General features: G+C 27.4%; 24 protein-coding genes. 20 read left to right on the top strand and 4 right to left on the bottom strand.

The features are described 5' to 3' along the window. The first annotated feature begins 23 nt into the window (after nt 1-23). The 3 genes from ACRYA_RS06020 to ACRYA_RS06010 are packed head-to-tail and all read left to right on the top strand — an operon-like array spanning nt 24 to nt 1,719. Complete coding sequence (locus tag ACRYA_RS06020) at nt 24-1,118, top strand: transglutaminase-like domain-containing protein (protein WP_105916632.1); 1,095 nt, start codon at nt 24-26, stop codon at nt 1,116-1,118. After that, nucleotides 1,115-1,441 (top strand): transporter, encoded by a 327-nt coding sequence (locus tag ACRYA_RS06015; RefSeq protein ID WP_105916631.1) that lies wholly within the window; start codon nt 1,115-1,117, stop codon nt 1,439-1,441. The genes ACRYA_RS06020 and ACRYA_RS06015 overlap by 4 nt, the downstream gene beginning before the upstream one ends. A gap of 2 nt (nt 1,442-1,443) precedes the next feature. Beyond that, entirely contained in the window at nt 1,444-1,719 is a 276-nt protein-coding gene (locus ACRYA_RS06010) for a heavy-metal-associated domain-containing protein (RefSeq protein ID WP_105916630.1), read from the top strand. A 4-nt stretch (nt 1,720-1,723) separates the two neighbouring features. Here the strand turns inward: ACRYA_RS06010 and ACRYA_RS06005 are convergent, their stop codons facing one another. From ACRYA_RS06005 to ACRYA_RS05995, 3 genes are read right to left on the bottom strand one after another with little or no spacing between them, the layout of a single operon-like run. Further along, nucleotides 1,724-2,383, bottom strand: a complete 660-nt coding sequence (locus ACRYA_RS06005) for a response regulator (protein ID WP_105916629.1) — start codon at nt 2,381-2,383, stop codon at nt 1,724-1,726. Beyond that, on the bottom strand, nt 2,376-3,956 hold the full coding sequence (locus ACRYA_RS06000) for a sensor histidine kinase (protein WP_105916628.1): 1,581 nt from the start codon (nt 3,954-3,956) through the stop codon (nt 2,376-2,378). Before ACRYA_RS06000 ends, ACRYA_RS06005 begins: the two co-directional genes overlap by 8 nt. Continuing rightward, nucleotides 3,953-5,104 (bottom strand): ABC transporter substrate-binding protein, encoded by a 1,152-nt coding sequence (locus ACRYA_RS05995; protein WP_105916627.1) that lies wholly within the window; start codon nt 5,102-5,104, stop codon nt 3,953-3,955. Before ACRYA_RS05995 ends, ACRYA_RS06000 begins: the two co-directional genes overlap by 4 nt. A gap of 145 nt (nt 5,105-5,249) precedes the next feature. Here ACRYA_RS05995 and ACRYA_RS05990 point away from each other — a divergent pair, with 145 nt between their 5' ends. The 16 genes from ACRYA_RS05990 (at nt 5,250) to ACRYA_RS05915 (ending at nt 21,039) form a co-directional block, all read left to right on the top strand. Further along, nucleotides 5,250-6,926 carry a 4Fe-4S binding protein gene (locus ACRYA_RS05990; protein ID WP_105916626.1) on the top strand — a complete coding sequence of 559 codons (1,677 nt, stop codon included), beginning with the start codon at nt 5,250-5,252 and terminating at the stop codon, nt 6,924-6,926. A 9-nt stretch (nt 6,927-6,935) separates the two neighbouring features. Beyond that, nucleotides 6,936-7,664 carry a TorD/DmsD family molecular chaperone gene (locus ACRYA_RS05985; protein ID WP_105916625.1) on the top strand — a complete coding sequence of 243 codons (729 nt, stop codon included), beginning with the start codon at nt 6,936-6,938 and terminating at the stop codon, nt 7,662-7,664. A gap of 98 nt (nt 7,665-7,762) precedes the next feature. Next, entirely contained in the window at nt 7,763-7,975 is a 213-nt protein-coding gene (locus ACRYA_RS05980; RefSeq protein WP_105916624.1) for a Tat pathway signal protein, read from the top strand. Between the two features lie 18 nt (nt 7,976-7,993). Beyond that, nucleotides 7,994-10,816: a formate dehydrogenase subunit alpha gene (locus tag ACRYA_RS05975; protein WP_105916623.1), complete on the top strand. Its 2,823-nt coding sequence runs from the start codon at nt 7,994-7,996 to the stop codon at nt 10,814-10,816. A gap of 10 nt (nt 10,817-10,826) precedes the next feature. Next, the gene (gene fdh3B / locus ACRYA_RS05970; RefSeq protein ID WP_105916622.1) at nt 10,827-11,441 is read left to right on the top strand and encodes a formate dehydrogenase FDH3 subunit beta; all 615 of its coding nucleotides are present in this window, start codon (nt 10,827-10,829) and stop codon (nt 11,439-11,441) included. Further along, nucleotides 11,431-12,396 (top strand): cytochrome b/b6 domain-containing protein, encoded by a 966-nt coding sequence (locus ACRYA_RS05965; RefSeq protein WP_228199727.1) that lies wholly within the window; start codon nt 11,431-11,433, stop codon nt 12,394-12,396. Before fdh3B ends, ACRYA_RS05965 begins: the two co-directional genes overlap by 11 nt. A 71-nt stretch (nt 12,397-12,467) precedes the next feature. Then, complete coding sequence (fdhD, locus tag ACRYA_RS05960; protein ID WP_105916621.1) at nt 12,468-13,256, top strand: formate dehydrogenase accessory sulfurtransferase FdhD; 789 nt, start codon at nt 12,468-12,470, stop codon at nt 13,254-13,256. Then, on the top strand, nt 13,249-13,674 hold the full coding sequence (locus ACRYA_RS05955; protein ID WP_105916620.1) for a ModE family transcriptional regulator: 426 nt from the start codon (nt 13,249-13,251) through the stop codon (nt 13,672-13,674). The genes fdhD and ACRYA_RS05955 overlap by 8 nt, the downstream gene beginning before the upstream one ends. Beyond that, complete coding sequence (locus tag ACRYA_RS05950; RefSeq protein WP_105916619.1) at nt 13,658-14,020, top strand: winged helix-turn-helix domain-containing protein; 363 nt, start codon at nt 13,658-13,660, stop codon at nt 14,018-14,020. The genes ACRYA_RS05955 and ACRYA_RS05950 overlap by 17 nt, the downstream gene beginning before the upstream one ends. Before the next feature lie 2 nt (nt 14,021-14,022). Then, nucleotides 14,023-15,012, top strand: coding sequence for a cysteine desulfurase (locus ACRYA_RS05945; RefSeq protein WP_105916618.1), 990 nt, complete (start codon nt 14,023-14,025; stop codon nt 15,010-15,012). Nucleotides 15,013-15,014: 2 nt separating this feature from the next. Continuing rightward, nucleotides 15,015-16,262, top strand: coding sequence for a molybdopterin molybdotransferase MoeA (locus ACRYA_RS05940; RefSeq protein ID WP_105916617.1), 1,248 nt, complete (start codon nt 15,015-15,017; stop codon nt 16,260-16,262). Nucleotides 16,263-16,278: 16 nt separating this feature from the next. Further along, nucleotides 16,279-17,088 (top strand): ABC transporter substrate-binding protein, encoded by an 810-nt coding sequence (locus ACRYA_RS05935; protein WP_105916616.1) that lies wholly within the window; start codon nt 16,279-16,281, stop codon nt 17,086-17,088. Between the two features lie 25 nt (nt 17,089-17,113). Next, nucleotides 17,114-17,809 (top strand): ABC transporter permease, encoded by a 696-nt coding sequence (locus ACRYA_RS05930; protein WP_105916615.1) that lies wholly within the window; start codon nt 17,114-17,116, stop codon nt 17,807-17,809. After that, nucleotides 17,806-18,798, top strand: coding sequence for an energy-coupling factor ABC transporter ATP-binding protein (locus ACRYA_RS05925; RefSeq protein ID WP_105916614.1), 993 nt, complete (start codon nt 17,806-17,808; stop codon nt 18,796-18,798). The genes ACRYA_RS05930 and ACRYA_RS05925 overlap by 4 nt, the downstream gene beginning before the upstream one ends. A gap of 46 nt (nt 18,799-18,844) precedes the next feature. Next, entirely contained in the window at nt 18,845-19,045 is a 201-nt protein-coding gene (locus ACRYA_RS05920; protein ID WP_105916613.1) for a sodium-dependent tyrosine transporter, read from the top strand. A 119-nt stretch (nt 19,046-19,164) separates the two neighbouring features. Then, a complete protein-coding gene (locus ACRYA_RS05915) occupies nt 19,165-21,039 on the top strand; it encodes a hypothetical protein (protein ID WP_105916612.1) in 1,875 nt (624 codons plus the stop codon). 23 nt (nt 21,040-21,062) lie between these two features. Here ACRYA_RS05915 and ACRYA_RS05910 read toward each other — a convergent pair whose 3' ends face one another. Next, nucleotides 21,063-21,362 carry a DUF3817 domain-containing protein gene (locus ACRYA_RS05910; protein WP_105916611.1) on the bottom strand — a complete coding sequence of 100 codons (300 nt, stop codon included), beginning with the start codon at nt 21,360-21,362 and terminating at the stop codon, nt 21,063-21,065. An 87-nt stretch (nt 21,363-21,449) separates the two neighbouring features. Here ACRYA_RS05910 and ACRYA_RS05905 point away from each other — a divergent pair, with 87 nt between their 5' ends. Further along, nucleotides 21,450-22,979, top strand: a complete 1,530-nt coding sequence (locus tag ACRYA_RS05905; protein WP_105916610.1) for a B12-binding domain-containing radical SAM protein — start codon at nt 21,450-21,452, stop codon at nt 22,977-22,979. Nucleotides 22,980-23,072: the final 93 nt, after the last annotated feature.

The following is a 23,072-nucleotide window of genomic DNA, read 5'->3' as shown; positions in this document are numbered from 1 at the left end:
ATATAAATTATAAGAATCATATTATGAAAAGAAGAACATTTTTAAAAACAGCTGCTACTTTTTCGGCAGTTTCAGTTTTGACTCCAAACTTTACATTTGCAAATGAATATAAAAATCCATTTGGAATTACAAAAAATCCAAGAAAATTTCAAGTAACAAATAGTTATAACTTTGAACAAAGCAATGAAGAAACACAACTTTGGATACCACTTCCAAAAGATGAGTATTATCAAAAAGTTGTAGATTTTTCATATAATGGAAATTATAGTGAAGCAAAAATTGTAAAAAATCCATACAATACAAGAGTTTTATATGTAAAATGGAATGATGTAAATATTAAGCCAATTTTAGATGTTGATTTTGCAGTAGTTTTACAAGAAAGAACAACTGATTTTTCTAATGCTACATCAAATACAAACTATCCAAGCGAAGTATTGGAATTTTTAGAAGGAACAAAACATATTCCTATAACAAAAGGTTTAACAAAATACGTAAATGATATTACAAAAGATGCTAAAACGCCACTTCAAAAAGCACAAGCTATTTATGATTGGACAGTTAGCACAATGTATAGAGATGAGAGTGTTATTGGTTGTGGAATTGGTGATGCACAAAAATCAATTGAAGAGAAAATTTATGGTGGAAAATGTACAGATATAAGCTCTGTATTTGTATGTTTATTAAGAAATGCAAAGATTCCTGCAAGGGAGACTTTCGGAATTAGAGTAGGGCAATCAAAAATTTCAAATGCTTGTGGAAAATCAGATGAAAAAGGATTTGCTGATATTACGGGAGCTCAACATTGTAGGGCAGAGTTTTATATAGATGGACTGGGATGGGTTCCTTGCGATCCTGCTGATGTTGCAAAGGTAAAGTTAGCTGAAAAATTACCAAACGATAGTAAAAAACTAAAAGATGTAAAAGAGTATTTCTTTGGATCTTGGGAGATGAATTGGATAGGATTCAATAGTGCAAGAGATTTTATTTTAGAGCCAAAACCTACACAATACCCTTTAAATATGTTGGGGTATCCTTATGCTGAAGTTGGTGAAGATGCAAAAGATTACTACAAACCAAAAACTTTTGTATATAAATATACTTCTCAAGAAGTTTTATGAAAGAACATAAAATGGTGATAATAGGTGCAGTAATAACTGCACTTTTATCAACACTTTGTTGTTTACCTGCTTTTTTATTTATCTTTTTTGGAGTATCAAGTGGAGTTTTAAGTTTTTTTACAACTTTAGAATATACTAGAGTTCCACTTGCTATTTTAAGTATTATTTTTTTTATTATTTCGATATATAATTTTAGGAAAAAAATAGCTTGTAGATGTAATAAAAAAGATATATATAAAAACTATCTCTTTTTTATTATATTTTTTATTTTGATATTGGGATTAGTTTTTTATCCTGAAATTTTACCACTTTTTATGGAGTAAATATGAGAGTTGTATTTTTACTATTTTTATTTTTTAGTTTTGCTTTCTCTTCAAATATATCAGTTTTTAAAGTTGAAGGAATGCACTGTCCTTTATGTACAACAGCAGTTAAACAAGCTATTTCAAAACTAGATGGAGTTGAAAAAGTTAGTGCTAGATTAAATACAAAAGAGGTAAGCGTAATATATGATGAAAAAGTAAAAATAGATAATATTTTAAATGCAATTAAAACAACTTCATACGAAGGCGTAGAAGTTTCTACAAAAAGTTATGAATAAAAGTTTAAATATTTTCTAAAGATTTTTCATCAAATTGATAAGTTTTATGTTGAGTTTTAAATAATATATTTTTATCAGCCAAATCTTTAAAAAGTTTAATAAGCGTTGGTTTAGAAATAGAAAATTGCTCCATAATTTCACTATAAGAGCCAAAAAAATTGTTATTTTCATCAAGATTGTTAAAAATATATTTTATAATTTCAACTTGTTTACTATCAGTAATTGCTCCAATTGTTTTTATAATATTACTATTCTTTTTTATCTCTTTTTCTTGAATTTTTGGTAAAACAACATCGTATAAACTGTTTAGAAGTTCATCTATATTTATTGGTTTTAAAAGATAGTTTTCAACTTTTAGCTTAATTGATTCTATTAAATAGTTTGTATCAGTATGTGCTGTTGTTAAAATTGCAGGTATTTGAATATTTTTACTTTTGATATATTTTAAAAAATTGATACCATTTTCATTTTCAAGTAAAATATCGCTTATTATTACATCTACTTTTTTTTCAAGTAAAATTTTCATAGCATCAATAGTATTTTTAACACCATAAATATTTGCCACAAAATCTTCTAAAATATCACTAGTATGCTTTAAAAGATTTTCATCATCTTCCAAGTATAAAATATTAATATTTTTTAAAATATCTAGATTTTTATTCATTTTTTTCCTTTTTTTCTTCAATAATTTCTTTATTTATTGGTATTTTTATCAAAAATGATGTTCCTTTACATATTTGATTATCTATAACTATTTCTATATTTTTACAAGTAATTTGCCCTTTTATATGCTTCTCAACAATCTGCTTTGACATATAAAGTCCAATTCCAGTTCCTGCACTTTTGTATTTTGTTGTGTAATATGGTTCAAATATTTTTGGCATAATAAGTGTAGGAATTCCTCCACCATTATCACTAATATTTACAAAAACAAAATCTTTTTTGCAATTTACAATAATTCTTATTACTCTATTTTCTTTAGAGATATTATTTATTAAAGCATCTTTTGAGTTTGATATTATATTTAAAAAAACATGAGATAGTTCATTTTCAAAGCTATATATTTTTGTATCTTTTTTAACAATTAAATCTACTTTTATATTCTCTTTATTTAAAAAATATTTTGATAATTCTATCGAATTTTCTACACAATCTTTTATAAAAAAGCTATTTTTCGATTTATTTGGGCTGAAGAAATTTTTAAAATCATCAAGTGTATTTGACATATTTTGTGCTAAAAGTAGGGCATCTGAAACTTTTTGTTCTACAAAATCAAGTGAAAGTTTATTTAGCCTCATTTTTGTTTGAAAACTTTGAATAATCATAGATAAAGAACCTAAAGGTTGTCTCCACTGGTGTGCTATATTATTTAACATTTCTCCTAAAGATGCAAATCTTGCTTGCTGAAACATAATAATATCTTTTTTTCTATTTTTTGAAACCTCTTGAGATATTTTTAATTCCAAATTTGCGTTTAACTCTTTTAGCTCTTTAGTTTTTTCTTCTACAATTTTTTCTTGCAAATCATGAATTTTTCTAAAGTGTACAGTTATAAATAAAGATAAAAATATTGTAAATAAAACAACTAAAAAGATAGAGATAAAAGAAAAAATTGTTATAAGATGAAAGATATTATCGGTATCTCTTTTTTCATTTATTGCTAAATTTAAATCATAATTTACTAAACTTCCTAAATAGACCAATATAGTATCTATTTCAAAATTTAAATTCGTAAAGTATTCTTTATCATTTTTTTGTTTTATATCATTTAAATATTGTAATATTTTATTCATCTTATCATCAACATTTTGGATATTTAAATTTTTTATTAACTCATTTTTATAGTAGTTTTTATTTGAAAAATGTTTTTGTATATAATTTATTACAAAATTAGTTTTTGTAGAATATGAGGTATTTTTATACTCACTCCAATTCTTATTTATTATCTCATTTGCTATTTTTAAAACTTCTAAAGTTTGCTCATAGTTTAGATTGTTCTTTTCAAATTCGCTTAAAGTATTTTGAATATTTATTCTATATGAATCATTTATATTTTCAAGTTTTATTAGAGTTTTTGTTCTTTTATCAAAAAGTGTATCAAAATCATTTTTTAAAATAAAAATAGATAATTGAGATAGTATTATAATAGTAAACATTCCACCAGCAATTATAAAAATTAGGAAATTTGCTTTGTATGAAAATTTTAAGTTATTAAAATAGTTTAAAACTTTTTTCATTTTTCAATCTCTTTAAAGTTTCCATTTTCATACTCAAAAAGATATGTTTTATTTAGAAGTTGATTGTTTTTAAAATCTAACTCTAATTCATATAAAATATTTTTTGGTGGGTTTTTTAAAGCATTTAATAGATTTTTTGAGTTTAAATTTCCTGATTTTTCTATTTTTGATATTTGATTTACCAAAACCTTTGAAGCTAAAAATGCCTCAAATGATATGAATCCAAAATTACTCTCTTTTGAATATTTTTGAATAATTTCTTGATACTCTTGAACTATTTTTAAAGATTTATCATTGTAGTTTGGAACTATTTGAGAAAAAATTAGATTTTTTGTATTAGTATTTGAATCTTCTAGCTCTTTTACAATAGAGTTCGCATCTCCAAATGAGATATTGCAAAATATTACATTTTTTAAAACTTCATCATTTTTTGCTTTTTTAATAAATAAAGAGTTTGCCTTATATGCACCAATCATTAATATTACTTCAGGTTTTGAGTTTTTAATTTCATTAAAAGCATGATTTATAGAAAGGGTATTTCTTTTGTATGTACCTGTTGATATTAGTTCTATATTTTTGTTTTTTAGGATTTCTAAAGTGGATATATATCCCTCTTCTCCATACTCATCATTTTGATAAAAAATTGCTATTTTTTCTAATTTTTTTTCATCTACAATATAATTTAAAAGAGTTTCTAGTTCTTGTTTGTAAGAAGGTCTAAAGTTTATAATATTTGAAAGATTTTTATCTCTTAAAAATTGTGCACCTGAAAATGGTGAGAAATATACTATTTCACTATCTTCTAAAAGAGGAAGGACTCTCTTATTTGTAGGAGTTCCAACTATTCCATAAAAAGATAAAATATCATCTTTTAAAAGGTTTGTTATATTTTCATAGGTTAAATCAGGTTCATATTTATCATCAAGAACTTTTAAAACAATTTTTTTATCTTTTATCAAATTGTTATCATTTGCATAGTTAAAATAGCTATTTGTAGCAATTAAAACAGAATCTCCCCAAGCTTTTAAACCAGAACTTTGTGGCATAGAAGAAGCTATTAATATCTCATTTTTTGATTTAGTTTTTTCAAAATATATTAGAAATATTAAAATAATAATAAGTGTAACAAATAAAATTTTTTTAATCATTCATAAGTTTACATTGTTTGTGTTTAAAACTCTCAGTTTAATTGTAATATGATACTTTTTAATATATATAAATTCAGGTTTATTTAACTTCTTTATATATAAAATATGGTAAAATATTTTTTACTAAAAATTAAGGGCATAGGTTATGCAAGAGTATATATACCATAATAAAGAAGGGTTGGATTTCCCTTTAAGTGAAAAGATCCATGTAACTACTAGTTTAGATGATATTGAGGGTAAAAGCTTTTTAATATCGAATTCAAAAGATGTAAATAGTGAATTTATTGCAAATGAGATAGATTTTTATATTAAAAATTCACAAGATGACTTATCAAGAAAAATCGAAAATGTTTTAAAACTATATGAGATAAATGCTACAAGATTTGATTTTGCACAAGATATTTCACATAGTGTTGATATTTCAAAAGAGGTTTTGTTAATTACTAAAAACCAAGAGGAATATGATAGTTTTACTTCACAAATATCTAAAGATGATTTTGAACTGTTTAGAATAGATGAAACTATTTTAAAAACTATAAGTGGTGAAATTGGAAACTTTGAAGTAATAGTAAAAGATAGTCATAAAGATATAACTTTAAGAGTTTCTCAAATAGTTTGGTTTGATGCAAAACCATCTCCAAAAGAGAGAATTGGAGTTTTTGACCCAAACTTAAGTAGCATAGATGAAGTAGTTAAAATATTAAAAGATAATTTAAACTCATTCTCATATAGAAAATTTACAACTTATGATAAAACTATTTGTCAATATGATGGAAGAAGAGAAGTAGTTTGTAGTAAGTGTGAAGAAGTTTGCCCAACTGTTGCTATTACAAAAGATGATACAACAAAAACTTTAACTTTCTCTCAAGTAGATTGTCACGGTTGTGGTGGATGTGTAAGTGTTTGCCCAAGTGGAGCAATAGATTATACTCCTACAAATAAAGACTCACTTTATGAAATATCAAAGTTTTATAAAGAAACACACCCTTTAATTATTCCTTCAAAAATGTCTTTGGAAAATCTAAATATAAATCTTAAAGAAAACATCTTGCCTTTTGCAATTGAAGGTGAAAAATTCTTACATGAAGGAACACTTCTAACTTTACTTCAAATATCGAGTTCTCAAGTTATTTTTTATAGTGATTTTTTGTCAAAAGGTACAAAAGATGCTATTAGAATATTAAATGATATATATCAAAAAAAATACCAAAAAGATGCTGTCTTAATTGCTATGAATGAAGATGAATTAGCTTTGGCTTTAAAAGAAGTATCTTTTGTGGAAAACTCTTATTTTAACTTCAATCAAGATGGCTTCAAAAAAAGAGAAGTTTTTTCTCATAGACTTCAAAAGATTGTTGGAAATGATGATTTAGGAGAGATTAAAACAGGAGAACATATTCATTACGCAAAAGTTGAAGTAAATCAAGATACATGTACTTTGTGCCTAGTTTGTGTAGGTGCTTGTAATGTTGGAGCTTTAGTTGCTGATGCTAGTGATAATACTTTAAGAATTAATCCAAGTATTTGTACAGCATGTGGATATTGTGAAATGTCTTGTCCTGAAGCAAATTGCTTAACAATAAAACAAGATGTAATTGAACTAAAACCAACTTGGTTTAAAGAGAGTGTTTTAGCTCAAGATAAACTTTTTGCATGTGTTGAGTGTGGAGTTGAATTTGCAACAACAAAAGCAATAGAAAAAATTGCTTCTAAAATGGCAACAATTTTTGCAAGTGATCCTGTAAAAGTAAGAAGTTTGTATTGTTGTGCTAATTGTAAGCCTAAAATTATGATGCAAAACTATTTTGATAATAGAAAATAAGGATAAAAAATGCAAGATACACAATCTATAAATAAGGCTAGAGCAATATATTACAACTTATTTGCAAACTTTTTTGTTCCAAGTTCAGATATAAAAAACTATTTTGAACTTTTTAGACTTTTAAATCTTTTAAAAGATAGCTCTTTGGATGAAGCTTCTGAAGAGTCTATCAAAAATATTTTAAATCTTCTAGATAAAGATTCAAATCAATCTTTAATACAAGAGTATGATGATATTTTTCATAATCCTGTTTATGAAAAAGTTAGACAAACAGCTTCTTTTTATGATGAGGGTGTTGAATCTGGTAAAAAAAGAGTAGAGATGATTCAATTTGTTGCAAAAACAAGGCTTAGACGTGATGAAAAAAAATATTTTGAATATGAAGATTCTGTTGGTTTCATATTTTCAATAATGTCTGAATTGTCTAATTCAATTGCTCTTGGAGAAAAACAGTATGAAAATACTGTTCATTGTATTTTTGAACAGATTTTAAATCCTTTTGTAGATGAGTTTGCAAGAAGAATTTATGAGCATAAAAAAGCAAATATTTATAAAGAACTTATGGTTGTTTTACACTCATTTATTGAGTTTGAAAGATTATATTTAGAGGTTACAAAACCAGTAAAAAAAGATAAAGCTAAAAAACAAGTAACTGATAACTGGGGCGATATATCTGCTGAAGAAAGAGAAAGAAGAGCTAAAAATAAAGCACTAAAAGCTTTAGGTCCTAAAAACTAAAAAGGAATACCTTTTTAGGGATTTTATAAAAAAAGTTAAGCTTTTTTTATAAAGTCTCTTAAGTTTAGAGGGGCTTAATTTCTATAAGGAGGTCAGTCGTGCAAGAAAGCAGAAGAGCTTTTGCAAAAAAAGCAGCAATTATCACAGCTGCTGCAGTTGTTACAACTGGTACTGTTGTATTGGCTGGAAATGGTGAAACATCTGTTCAAGATGATTCAAACAATGGTGTTATTGTTGGAAAATCTAATAAAAAAGAGATTCTATACAAAAAAACTATGGCTTGGGAAGAGTTTTATAAAAACGCAAAATAAATTTAGTAGGAGAAGCTTATGTCAGCAAATACATATGAAGCTTTAAATGCAAAAGTAGGAAGACGGTCGTTTTTAAAAATGGCAGCAGTTTCTACAGCATTTGGAGTTACATCATCTTTTGCAAGTACAGTAGCAACTAGAGCAGCAACGCAAGAAGAGATTAAAAATCCTTTTCCTGGTTCGAAAATTGTAAAAACAATTTGTACAGCATGTTCAGTTGGTTGTGGTGTTATTGCAGAAGTTCAAAATGGTGTGTGGGTAAGACAAGAGGTAGCACAAGATCATCCTGTATCACTTGGAGGGCATTGTTGTAAAGGTGCCGATATGATTGATATGGTTAAATCTGAGGTTAGATTAAAATATCCAATGGTTAAGAAAAATGGTCAATGGCAAAGAATTTCATGGGATGACGCTTTAAATAATATTGCATCAAAACTTGAAGATTTAAGACAAAAAGATGGACCTGATTCAGCAATGTTTTTAGGATCAGCAAAATTTAATAACGAGCAAGCATATTACTATAGAAAATTTGCTGCTATGTTTGGAACAAACAATATAGATCATCAAGCTAGAATTTGACATAGCTCAACAGTTGCCGGTGTGGCAAATACATGGGGTTATGGTGCTATGACAAATTCTTTGGGAGATATTCAAAACTCTAAAGCAATTATAATTTTTGGAGCAAATCCAGCGGTTAATCACCCAGTTGGTTTCCAACACTTTTTAAAAGCTAAAGAGAGAAACAATGCAAAGATTATTGTAGTAGATCCAAGATTTACTAAAACTGCTGCAAAAGCAGATTTATATGCACAAATTAGACCAGGTACTGATATTCCATTTATGTATGGAATGTTAAATATCATTTTTGAAAATGGTTGGCATGACAAAAACTTTATTAATGATAGAGTTTATGGTATGGAAGATATTATGGCAGAGGCTAAAAATTGGCCAATTGAAAGAGTTGCTGATGTAACAGGAGTTAAAGCTGATTTAATAGTTCAAATTACAAAACTTTATGCAGCATCAAAACCTGGAACTTTGGTATGGGCTATGGGATTAACTCAACATACAATAGGAACTTCAAATACAAGAATGGCACCAATTTTACAATTGGCTCTTGGAAATATGGGAGTTGCTGGTGGTGGAACTAATATTTTAAGAGGTCATGATAATGTTCAAGGTGCAACAGACTTTGGTTGTTTATCAGATTCACTTCCAGGATATTATGGTTTAGCTGAAGGTTCATGGAAATATTTTGCTTCTTCTTGGGGAGTTGATTTTGATTGGCTTAAAGGAAGATTTAAAGATCCTTCTTGGATGGGTAAAAATGGATTTACACTTGCACGTTGGTGGGCTGGAGTTTTAGCTGGACAGGAAGGTGAAGATGCTATTCATAATGCTGGAACTAATCTAAAAGCACTTTTTGTAATGGGTAATGGAATTACTTCAACTGCACAAACAAAAAAAGTAAAAGAAGCTTTAGATAAGTTAGAATTAGCAGTATTTTGTGACCCATTTGTAAATGAGGGTGCAATTATTACTGATAAACAAAACGATGTTTATATTTTACCAGCAGCAACTCAGTTTGAAACAGCTGGATCTGTAACTGCAACGAATAGAAGTGGTCAATGGAGATATGAAGTTGTAAAACCTATGTATGAATCAAAACCTGATCAAGAAATCATGTTTGAATTAGCAAAAAGATTAGGATTTTATGAGCAATTAACTGCTGGAATGCAAAAAGGTAAAGATTTTGTTTGGCCAGAAGATGCAACAAATGAGATAGCTAGAATTATTAAAACTATTGGATTAACTGGATGGAGAGCAGAAAGACTTAAAAAACATACTGACAATTGGCATATGTTTGATGAGATTTCACTAGCTGGTTATGGTGATATGGCTGGAGAATACTATGGTTTACCATGGCCTTGTTGGACAGAAAAACACTCAGGAAGCCCAAATCTTTATGATATTACAAAACCAGTTAAATTTGGTGGTATGGGATTTAGACAAAACTTTGGTTTAGAGCATGAGGGAGTTTCATTGTTGTCGCCTAAAGGTTCTGCACCTGTTGGTGGAGTTCAAGATGGTGGATATCCTGAAATTACAAAAGAGAATATTGAGGCTGTTTTAAAAATTACTTTAAGTGAAGATGAAAAAGCAAAAATGGGTGCAAACTGGAAAGTTGATAAATCTAACTTAATAGTTGAAAAATGCCTCGAAGCTGGAATTGCTCCTTATGGAAATGCAAAAGCAAGAGCAAAAGTTTGGCAATGGGCTGATCCAATTCCAAAACATAGAGAGCCTTTACATACTCCAAGAACGGATTTAATTAAAGATTATCCAAGCTTTGCAGATAAAAAAGATCACTGGAGAGTTGATACTAGATATATTAGTGAACAGACAAAACAAGATTGGGCAAAAGATTTCCCAACAAATCTTGTAACTGGAAGATTAGTAAATTTAAATGGTGCTGGTGTTGAAAATAGAGCTAGTAAATATTTAGCTAGATTAACACCTGAAATGTTCTGTGATATTAATCCAGATTTAGCAGGAAGAAATGGTATTAGAGATGGTTCTATGATGTGGATTCATTCACCAAATGGAACGAAAATCAAAGTTAAAGCAAAATACTCTTACTCTGTTACACCTGATAGAGTATTCCTACCATTCCACTTTGCTGGAATTATGGAAGGTGTTGATTTAAGCCATAGATATCCAACTGGAACGCTACCTTATGCAATAGGTGAAAGTGCAAATACAGTTACTAACTACGGTTATGACATAGTTACACAAATCCCTGAAACAAAAGGTGGTTTATGTAGAGTAGAAAGAGCTTAGGAGAAGTAACATGAGTAATAATAAAATAAATTTTGCAAGAATGAAATTCTATTGTGATGAAAATAGATGTATTCATTGTGATGGTTGTTCAGTTGCTTGTGCCTCAGCACATGAGTTACCAGTTGAGATTAGTAGAAGAAAAGTTGTTACTGTAAATGAAGGTAAACAAGGAATGGAGTTTTCATTATCTGTTGCTTGTATGCATTGTACAGATGCACCTTGTGAACAGGTTTGTCCAGTTGATTGTTTCTACATTAGAGAAGATGGTATCGTTTTACATGATAAAAACAAATGTATAGGTTGTTCATACTGCTTATATGCTTGTCCTTTTGGAGCACCACAATTTCCTAGTAATGGAGCTTTTGGTACAAAAGGTGTTATGGATAAATGTACTATGTGTGCTGGTGGTCCTGAAGATACAAATAGTGAACATGAAAGAGAACTATATGGTCAAAATAGAATAGCTGAAGGTAAAGTTCCTGTATGTGCTGCTATGTGTTCAACAAAAGCTCTACTTGTTGGAGATGCTGAATCTATAGCAAATATATATAGACAAAGAGTTTTATCTTTTGGTCATGGAACTCAATCAGCACCATTTGGTTGGGATAAAGCTTATGGAAAATAAAAGTTTTCTAAGTGAATATAAAGCTTACGTAATAGTAGGCTTTTTGTTCATGCTTTTAACATATTGGTATTTTTGGTTGGCCTCAATAGCTGATATAAACTATGTTTACCAATTTTTAATGCAAATGTTAAAAGGAAATTTTACTGGACAAATTGTACCTTTTGATACTTTAACACAATATCAACAGATGGAAGTAGGTCTTTTTGGACCTAGATATGATGCAATTGCTCCTGAAGTTATAAGAGCATTTGAAGAGAGACAACATCTTCTTCCTTGGGTTTTTTTATTTGAATTTTGTCTATTTACAATAATGTTTATTGTTGCAAAAGGTAGAAAACAAGCTAAAATTACAAGAGAAAATGAGAAAGTGCAAGTTTATTCACTTTTTCAAAGAGTTGTTCTTTTATTAAATATTGTAATTATGATTTATCTGTTTATAACTGGTTTTTCAATAACATTTGGAAACTGGACAGGTGGAGGATATCTTCCTAGACTTATGAGAGCTACACATGAAGTTGTTGGTGTTGCTTGGATTCCAGTTTGGTTTATTGTTACAGTTATTGCATTTAAAGATCATAAATACTTTGTAAGACCTAGTTCTAAAATATGGCATAAATTCTTTTTAAGAGGAAAATATGAACCTATGAATAGAATCAACTACTATATGTATGTTGCTTTTGGGTTTTTACTTGTATTAAGTGGTTTTACAATCTGGTTTATGTTTCCAGATGCAGCAACACATGCTCAAACAATACAGATAAAAAGATTTATTCTATTTATCCATTTTATGGGTAGTGCAATTATTTCGTTCTTTACATTTGAAACAGTATATTCATACTTTGTTTCAGTAAAAGGTTATATTCCTGGAGTGATAACTGGGAAATTACCAATTGAGTACTTAGAACAACTAAGAGCTGATGTATTAGAAGAAGATAAAGATTTATTAAAAAGATAGGAAAGGCTTTAGGGCTTTTTCTATTTAAAAAAAGATTTTAAATATGCAAATTTTGCATATTAAGGAAAAACATGGATAATAGCAAATATTTAAAAACAGTAATTATTGACAAACTTATAGAAAATGAAGCCAATATGGTTGAAGACGTGACAATTGAAGAAGCGCGTCTAAACCTTTATTTAAACGGAGAAAAAGCTATATCTATGATGACAATCCCAAAAGACCAAGATGCTCATGCAATTGGTTTTTTAATGAGTGAAAATGTAATCTCTTCTATTGCTGACATAGAAGAGTTAACAGTTAGTTCTGATGGATTAAGAGTAGATGTAAAAGCAAAAATAGATGAAAACTCACTACAAAATTTATATAAAGAGAAGACTTTAGTAAGTGGTTGTGGTGGAGGAGTTACTGGAAATATTGAAGGAAGTTTAGAAATTCCATTTAATCAAACTGCTTTTAAAATAAAACCAGAAACTATTTATACTGAAGTAAAAAAGTTTTATCAAGAGAGTGAACTTTATAACTTAACAGGTTGTGTTCATAAAGCTATGATTTATCTACTTGATGGAACAACTGTAACGGCTGAAGATATAGGAAGACACAATGCTATTGATAAAGCAATTGGAAAGTGTAAACTGCAAGGTCTTGATACAACAAAATCAATTTTGTTTGTAAGTGGAAGATTAAGTTCTGAGATGGTTACAAAGGCTGTGATGCACAAAATCCCAATAGTTGTATCAAGAACAGCACCAACTCATTTAGGAGTTCAAACAGCACATAAGCACGGTCTTACACTTATTGGATTTGCAAGAGGTAAAAAGATGAATCTTTATACTCACAGTGGAAGAATTGATGTCTAGTATTGACGATAATTTTGAATTTATTTTAAGTGATGAGCAAAGAAAGATAGTTTTTGAAAATCTTGATGATAATAAAAAACTATCTTGTTTAAAAGCATTTAAAGTAGCCAAAAAGATGAAAGTTCAAGCTAAAGATATGAGTGCAATTACAAAATCTTTAGGCGTTAAAATAACAGATTGTGAGCTTGGAGTATTTGGCTCTTTAGATTTTTTAGCTAAAGATGAAGTGATTTATAATAGATTAAAAAAGAGTTATAAAGAGCAAAGAATTCCTTGTAAAAATTTGTGGCAAGAGGCAAAGAGTTCATCTTTAAGAGTAGTTGGATCAACTCTTAAAAACTCTGATATTGAAGTAAGTTATTGCCAACTAGGATGTTTTAGAGAAAAAAAAGGGCTTAAAAGTGGAAATCAAAGTTAAAATTTGGATTGAAGATAATAAGCAAAATCTTATTTTTGGAAGTGGAAAAACAGAGATTTTAAAAGAGATTGAAAAAACAGGTTCAATTAGTGATGCTTCAAAAAATTTAAATATGAACTATAAAAAAACGTGGAGTCATATAAAAATCCTTGAAGAGTTTATTGAAGATAGTTTAGTTGTTACAAAAAAAGGAAGGGCTGTTGATAGTGGTTCACAATTAACTACTAAAGCAAAAGAGTTAATAGAGCTTTATGAAATTTTAGAAAAAGATATAAAAGAGTACTCAAAAAAGAGATTTAATGAACTTTTTTTAAGTGAAAACTTAATAAAAATAAAGGATAAGTAAAAGTGTATAGACTAAATTTTTTACAGTATAAAAATATGCAAAACTTGCATATTAAAGATAGTTTATCTTTGAATATTTTATCAAATAATGAAGATTATAATAGTTTAGAAGATAGTTTCAAAAAAGAGTTTGTATTTGAAAATTTAAACTATTTCTCTTTTTGTAAGAGTGGTTTTTTATATTTATTACTTCAACTAAATAAAAAAGGAAAAATTGCAGTAAGTCTTGGTGAAACTCAAAGTTTAATAGATGCTTGTGAAATTTTTTGCTATCTTGGATTTGAGATTTTATATTTAGAATTAAATAAAAATGGAAGTGTTAATTTAGATAAATTAAAAGATAAAGATATAGATTTTTTGTTTATCTCATCATATACGGTTGATACTTTTTATAAAAATAGTTTAGAAAATGTAAAACATATAACAGATGCAAAAATTATCTCAAACGCAAGTGCATCTTTTGATAAAAATAGTGATTCTATATATTTTGATTCGTATAAACTAACTGGTTTTTCAACAAAAGCAATAATACTTTTTAATCAAAATTTATTTGAAGAACAAGCTATTTTTGAAAAAGATGGAATTTCACTAAATAATATTTTTCAATCTTTGAAAAACCAAAAATTTGAAAATAGTATGAAGGAGATTTTTAAAGCAAAATTAGAAGATAGTTTAAAAGATAATCTTTACTATTTTATTGACAATAAAAATAGCTTAGAATATACACTTCATTTTGCACTTAAAGATATAAAAGCAAGAGAGTTAATAAGAACTTTAGCTTTAGATGAAATTTCAATATCAAATGGTGAAGGGTGTAGTTTAGGTTTATCAAAACCTTCAAGAGTTATTCAAGCTATGGGTTATGATGAGCTTACTAGCAGAAATGCAATAACACTTAGTTTTGAAAAAAGCTATTCAATTAGTGAAATAGATAAAATTATTAATCTCATTTCAAAAAGATATTTACAAATAAAAGTATTAAATAAAGGATAAAAATGTTTGAAAAATTAAACTATTTAGATTTTAATGAAGCAATTAAAAAGAGTTTTGAGTTGTCAAATACAACTTTAAATAGCGAAATTATTCCAATAGCTTTTTCATTAAATAAAGTTGCTAGTAAAGATATTTTATGTGTAAAAAATCTTCCAGCTTTTGATAACTCTGCTATGGATGGATTTGCTTTTAAAGTTAGTGATGCTGGAAAAACTTTAAAAATTAAAAGAGCTATTTTTGCTGGAGATAAAGATAAAAGTAGTGATGAATTACTTAATGAAAATGAATGTTATAAAATAATGACAGGAGCAAAGGTACCAAAAGATGCTGATACTATTATTGCTATTGAAAACTGTTTAAATGTAACTCAAGATAGTGCAACAATACCTGATGATATAAAAAAAGGTTCAAACTTAAGATTAGAAGCTGAAGAGTTAAAAGTTAGTGATGTTTTAATAAAAAAAGGAGAGAAAATAAACTCTTCTCATATTGCTTTACTTGCAAGCCAAGGAATAGTTATGGTTGAAGTTTATAAGCAAATTTCAATTGCTGTTTTATCAACTGGAAATGAACTCAAAGAGCCATGGCAAACAGCTTCAAATGAAGAGATATATAACTGCAACTCATTTGCAATTATTGCTCAATTAAATGAAAAAGGCTTTAATGCAACTTATTGTGGTGTTATTCCAGATGATTTAGAAAAATCAACAAATTTTATAAATAGTTTAAAAAAATATGATGTAATTATTACAAGTGGAGGTATCTCTATGGGAGATGCTGATTTTGTAGCTGATGCTTTTTTAAAAAATGGATTAGAAGTAGCTTTTCATGGTGTAAATATAAAACCAGGTCGTCCTATGATGATGGGAAATATGGATAATAGTTTGGTTATTTGTATGCCTGGAAATCCACTAACAGCAATGGTAAATATAAACCTTTTTGTAATACCAATGTTAAAAAAACTTCAAGGTGAAAATGCTTTTTATCATGGTTATATAAAAGCTATAAATCAAAGTAGTTTTAAAACAAAAATAGGGAGGGTAAATATAGTTTTAGGAAGAGTTCAAAATGGTAATTTTTATGTTACAGATAACAATAATTATGGTTCTGGAATGATTACCGCTTTTTATAAGAGTAATTCAATTTTGGTAACAAATGCTTCTACTTCAAATATACAATCAAATCAAGATGTAAAAATTATTGATTTAAATGGTATTTATTTTGAAGAGATTACAGATATTTTAAATTAAAAATTAGGAGAAAAATATGAAAAAATTATTAGCAGGTTTAGGTTTTAGTGTAGTAATAGCTAGTGGATTATTTGCAAATAGTTTAATGATGGCAACAACAACAAGTACTGAAGATACAGGATTATTAGACACTTTAGCTCCAAAATTTAAGAAAGATACAGGAATAGAGTTAAAATGGGTATCAACAGGAACAGGTAAAGCTTTAAAAATGGGTGAAAATTGTGATGTTGATGTACTTTTGGTTCATGCTCCAGAAGCAGAAAAAAAGTTTGTAAATGAAGGTTTTGGTATTGATAGAAAAGAGGTTATGTATAATGACTTTGTTATTGTTGGTTCAAAAAAAGATCCAGCCAAACTTGAAGGAAAAACTACTCAAGAAGCATTTAAAACAATTAAAGATAAACAAGCAAATTTTATTAGTAGAGGTGATAAATCAGGAACTCATCAAAAAGAGCTAGAAATGTGGAAAAATGTTAGTGATGTAACACCTGAAAAAGATAAGTGGTATATTCAATCTGGTCAAGGAATGATTATTACACTAAATATGGCTGCTGAAAAAGAAGGGTATACATTAACAGATAGAGGAACTTGGATTAAATATGAGTCACAAAAAGGTGATGCGAATACAATGAAAATAGTTGTTGAAAATGACAATTCACTATTTAATCAATATAGTGTTATTCCTGTAAATAAAAATAGATGTCCAAAAGTTCAAGAAGAATTAGCAAAAAAATTCTCTGATTGGCTAGTTAGTGCTGATACACAAAAGTTTATAGGAGATTTTAAACTTTTAAATAAACCACTATTCACACCAAATGCAAAATAATACAAATAGGAAATAGTAATAAAATATGAGTTTATTAGTAGATGGTTTTAAAGAGGCTATTGAGCTTTTAATTAGTGGAAATGATAGTGTATATTCTGCAATAATTGTTACTGTTACAGTATCTTCTTGGTCAATATTGATTAGTTTAGTATTAGGTCTTCCTTTGGGATTTTTACTAGGTTATTATCAATTTAAAGGAAAAACTGTAATAAAAACTATTGTAGATACATTTTTAGCATTTCCTACCGTTGTAATAGGACTTCTTGTATATACAACTCTATCACAAGCAGGAGCTTTTGGAGAGTATAATCTACTATTTACTCAAAAAGCGATAATTATAGGTCAGATTTTTTTAGGTTTACCTATAATTATTGCATTAACAGCAGCACAAGTTGAATCAACAGATAAAAGGTTATATCTATCTTTAAAAGGTTTGGGTGCAAAACCTTATCAAATTTTATTAACAACTTTAGTTGAAGCTAGATTTGGTCTAATGACAGCAGCAATGACAGCTTATGGAAGAATTATCACTGAAATTGGAATTTCTATGATGGTTGGTGGAAATATAAAATATCATACAAGAACAATTACAACGGCAATTTCACTAGAGACTGGAAAAGGTGAATTTGAAACAGGTATTGCTTTAGGTTTGGTACTTTTTATAGTTGCTCTTATGGTTAATATAGCATTATCAATGCTAAAAAGGAGATGGACTCAATGAATATTTTATACGAGTTAAAAAATATTGAGTATTTTTTCGATGGGAAAAGAGTTTTAAGTATTGATAATCTTATATTAGAAGAGAATAAAATTATTGGTTTTTTTGGACCAAATGGTAGTGGAAAATCTACACTTTTTTCTATTTTATCTTTTATTTGTAAGCCAGAAAAAGGTGAAATTTTAATAGATGAAAATATTAAAAAAAGCGTTGTTATGCTTCCTCAAAATCCATATTTATTAAAACGAACAGTATTTGAAAATATTGCTTATGGTTTAAAAATAAGAGGAGAAAAAGTAGATTTAAAAAATAAAGTTGAAGAGGCTTTATCTTTGGTTGGTCTTGATAGTAATTTTTCAAATAGAAAATGGAATCAACTATCAGGTGGTGAAGCTCAAAGAGTTGCTTTGGCTTCAAGGTTAATATTAAAACCAAAAGTTTTAATATTAGATGAGCCAACAGTTGGAGTTGATACAAACTCAGCACAATTAATCAAAGATGCTATTTTATTGGCAAAGCAAAAATATAATACTACAATATTTATTTCAAGTCACGATTACACATGGTTAAAACATATAAGTGATAAAAAGATAGCACTTTTTCAAGGAAGTTTAGTTGAACATGGAAATATAAATTTACTATTTCCACCATGGAGTAAAAATGAAAAAGGTGATTTAGTTAAATTTTTTATTGATGGTCAGAAAATAGTAATTCCTAACTCAAAGAGTAAAAAAAGAGATTCTGTTGTAATAATCAATCAAAATAGTATAAAAATATCTAAATTCTACAAAGATAATAAAACAGATAAATTAATAGGAACAATAACATCAATCCAAAAAGATGAAAATCAAGATAATCTACAAATAGAGTTTTCTATTTGTGGTATTAATTTCTCTTGTTTAATCTCTAAATATGAGATTCAAAAAGATATTTTGTTTCCAGGAGATAAAGTAGAAGTATTTTTCAATTTAGAGAGTGTTTGTTGGATGTAAGAGATTAAATAGTAAACTTACGATTATGTAAAAATTAGGAGCAAATATGTTTGTACAATTAAATGAGAGAGTTCTTTTAAATCTATCTAAAATAACTAGAACGAAAATAGATCATGTTGAAGATGGAATTAGAGTTAGATTTTATGAAGGTCAATATCAAGTTGCAAAGTCAAAAAGATTTGAAACAGTTGAAGAGGCTAACAAATGGCTTTTTGAATTATTAAAACCTTTTAATACAAGAAATTAAGATTTAATGTCTAAATAATATACAAATAATAAAAAATATTATAATTAAAGTCTTATTCATATAAAAAGTATTTAGAAATTATTTGATAAGCTTTTGTTTTAAAATAAAAAGGAACATAAATGAAAAAATTGTTGATAGGATTTGTAGTTCTTCTAGTAGCAGGAGCTATATTTTTTACTGTAAATAGGTCAGTTGATAAGGCTGTTACTCTAAAAATTGAAGAGTTAAATCAAAATGGTTTTTCTATAACTCAAAATAATTCTAATCTTCCAATGAAAATAAGAAAAGATGGTGAAATCCAAGTTATAGATGCTATAAAAGCATTATATTTTATAAGCAAAAATATAGAAGAGAGCCAAGCAAAAGAGGTTTTTGTTGAGTTTTTAAATATTTTTGATAGTCAATCAAAACAGTTAGCGCTTGAGGGTACAAAGTTTGATTATGAGTTCTCTTTAAATATTTTTACAAAAGAGATGAATGCAGATTTATACTTAAAAGAGTTATCAGTTGTATTACAAAATGAGTTAGAAAACAGTGAAGATGAAGCTAGTAAAGAGCTTTTAAGTATCTTAAAACAAAAGGCTATTCACTTAAAAGTAGATGATAAAATGAACTTTACTTTAGATGATATTGCATTTAGTAATAATGGTTCTTTAATATCATTAAGAGGAATAACTGGAGATAAAAATAGTCTAAATATTGCTTTATTTAAAATTATTGGTGCAAATAATGAAAGCTTTGTCTTAGAAGATATGAAAAGTTATTATAAAGAGATTGAAAAAAATATAGAGACAAAATTCTCAGTTTCAAATCTATCAATAGAGAGTGAATTTGTAAAAATGAGTATAAAAAATATCTTATTTGATGGGTCTTCTAAAAATATCAATGATAAAGTTAGCACAAAAGATAAAATCTCTTTTGATGAGTTCTCTTTTATTAGTAATGATGTTCAAAGCTTGATGAATGGTTCAAATATAATAAATGTAAAAAATAGTGAGATATCTTTTGCTTTGGATAATTTACCATATAAACAGTACAAAGAACTAATGAAAGTTATAGATAGTGAAGATGAAGATATTTTTTCAAAAGCTTTTGATAGTTTTTTTGAAGAACTTGTAAAGAATGATGTAAAAGTTTCATCTTCTGGAATTTCATCTTCATTTTCTCAAAATTCAGAGAAAATCTTTGAAAAACTAAGATATGAAGCAACCTTTTCTTTAAATAAAAATATGAAACCAGCATTGGTTAATGGATTAAAGGATATTTTTGAAAAAATTGATATAAAAATTGATTTAGATAAAGTTTCAGCAGATAAGTTAATCTTACCTTTAAAAGAGAGTTTAGGATTAAATTATAAAGATATTCCAAATGATGATTTAAAAAGATTTGAGATATCTTTAAAAGATGGTATTTATATAAATAATATAAAATTTTTAGAAGAAAAAGATTTAAAATTTACTCAACAAGAGAGTGATTTTGAATATTATGATGATGAAAATCTCACAACTTCTTATAATATGATTGGTGAAAATCTTCTAAAAATAACTTTTGGATATAAATCTTCTTTAAATGAAAATAGTCAAAAAGGTTTAGTTGTATCTTTCCCTCAATTAAAAGATAAATCGAGAGTTGTTTCTACTATTTTAGGAGATTTAAAAGAGATAAATCTTTATGAACCAAATAGTGAGCTTTTTACTATAAATCCTTATGAAAGTATTAAAAATAGCTTTTTAGCTATTGAAGCTTATGATGATACTTTGAGTGAAAATTCACTAAAAGAGTTTAGTATAATTTTAAATATAAAAGATTTTAAAGATGAGATTTTAGAGATAAATTTTAGAGCTTATTCAATTGGTTCAACTGATCCAAATGGAACTATAAACTATGAGATCTCTCCAAAAATAGGAACTAGTTTTACAAAAGATGAACAGCAGTATCCTGTGAAAATTTCTGATATTGAATTATCTGAAGTAATTGAGCAAAAAGTAGAGTAAATTTATTTAGAAAGCCTTGCTTTCTAAATAGCTTTTTTTGTTTTCATAATCTCTTTTTCTATTAGTATAAATAAAAAAGGGATTAAAGAGTATATAAATAGTTTTAAACTAAATAAAAACTCCCACTTGTAGTGTTTCATAGCATTATATAAAGCTATACAAAAAAATATAAAAAATATTCCATGCATCATTCCAAATATCTTAACAGCCATAGGTTCTTCAAAGAGATATTTTAGAGGCATTGCTAGAAAAACTAGTATTAAATAAGAGATTCCTTCAATTACAGAGATAGCTCTAAATTGAGAAAATTTCGTTCGTAACATTTCACACCTTTTATTTTTTCTTTTAAGTATAGTAAACTATTCTTTATCAAAGGTTAATATAACACCATTTTAAGTAGAATCCGCAGCATGAATATAGAAAATAAAAATATAATATTAACAACACTAAACTCAAGATTTTCTCACTCAAGTCTATCTTTAAGATACTTGTTTGCAAATTTAAAAGAGTTAAAAGATGAAGCAAAAATTTTAGAGTTTGTAATAAATAGTCAAACTCAAACAATAGTTGAAGAGATTTTAGAGTACAAACCAAAAATTGTAGCAATTTCAACATATATTTGGAATGCAACAGATGTTGCAGAAATTGTAAAATATATAAAACTAATTAGCCCAAATACAATAGTTGCTCTTGGAGGTCCAGAAATTAGTCATTTACCACATAGAGTAGATTTTGAAAAAGCAGACTACTTTATGTTTGGAGAGGGTGAAATAAGTGTTTATAACTTATGTAAAAATATCTTAGGTGGAATAAGACCAAAAGATAAGATAATTCAAGCAAAGCCAGTTGAGTTTGATAAGATTGAACTTCCTTATGATTACTATACAGATTTTGATATAAAAAATAGACATATTTATATAGAAAGCAGTCGTGGTTGTCCTTTTACTTGTGAATTTTGTTTATCTAGTATTGATAGTAGTATGAGATATTTACCAGTTGATGTTTTTTTAAATGAGATTGACAAACTTTGGAATAGGGGTGCTAGAAACTATAAGTTTATAGATAGAACTTTTAATCTAAAGATTTCTTATGCAAAGGCTATTTTGGAATATTTTTTGGCAAAAGATGAGGACTATTTTTTACACTTTGAAGTAATTCCTGATAATTTCCCACCTGAGTTAAGAGAGCTTTTAAAAAAGTTTAAAGCGGGAAGTTTGCAACTAGAAGTTGGTATTCAAACTCTAAATTTAGATGTAGCAAAACAGATAAATAGAAATTTAAAAATGGAAAAAATCAAAGATAATTTAGCATTTTTGAGTAAAGAGACAAATGCACATATGCATATTGATTTAATTGTTGGATTACCAGCTGAAACAATAGAAAGTTTTGCACAAAATCTTAATTTACTATATACTTTAAGTAGTGGTGAAATTCAAATAGGAATATTAAAAAAACTCTCTGGAACTACCTTAAATAGGCACGATGAACTGCATGGTATGGTTTATAATCCAAACCCACCTTATGATATTTTACAAAATAATTTAATACCATTTGAGCTTATGCAAGATATGAAAAGATTTGCTAGATTTTGGGATATTGTTTACAATAGTGGAAATTTTGTAAAGAGTTCAAAACTACTTTTTAAAGATGGAAAAGTTTTTGAAAATTTCTTTGACTTTAGTAAATGGATATATAAAAGAAGTGAAAGTACTTTTAAAATCTCACTTGATAGGGTTGCCGAGTATTTATTTGAATATTTAAGCCGTGATTATGAAGAGGAGATTTTAGTAAAAACAATTTTGGATGATGTTATGATGATTGAAGGAAGAAAAATCCCACCATTTTTGAAAAAATATAAAAAATATGAGAAAGATTTTATTCAAATTGAGCAAAGCCGTGCAAATAAAAGACAGATAAAAAGAGTTGATGATGAACTATAGAATGATTATTTTTTCGCTTTTAGTCCTCTATATTTTTGTAGATATTTTACACACATATTTTATTAAGTAAGTGAGATTTACTCACTTACCTAA

Origin of the sequence: Aliarcobacter cryaerophilus ATCC 43158 (genome assembly GCF_003660105.1) — a bacterium.
Classification (GTDB): domain Bacteria; phylum Campylobacterota; class Campylobacteria; order Campylobacterales; family Arcobacteraceae; genus Aliarcobacter; species Aliarcobacter cryaerophilus.
This window is presented reverse-complemented; position numbering and strand designations above follow the sequence as displayed.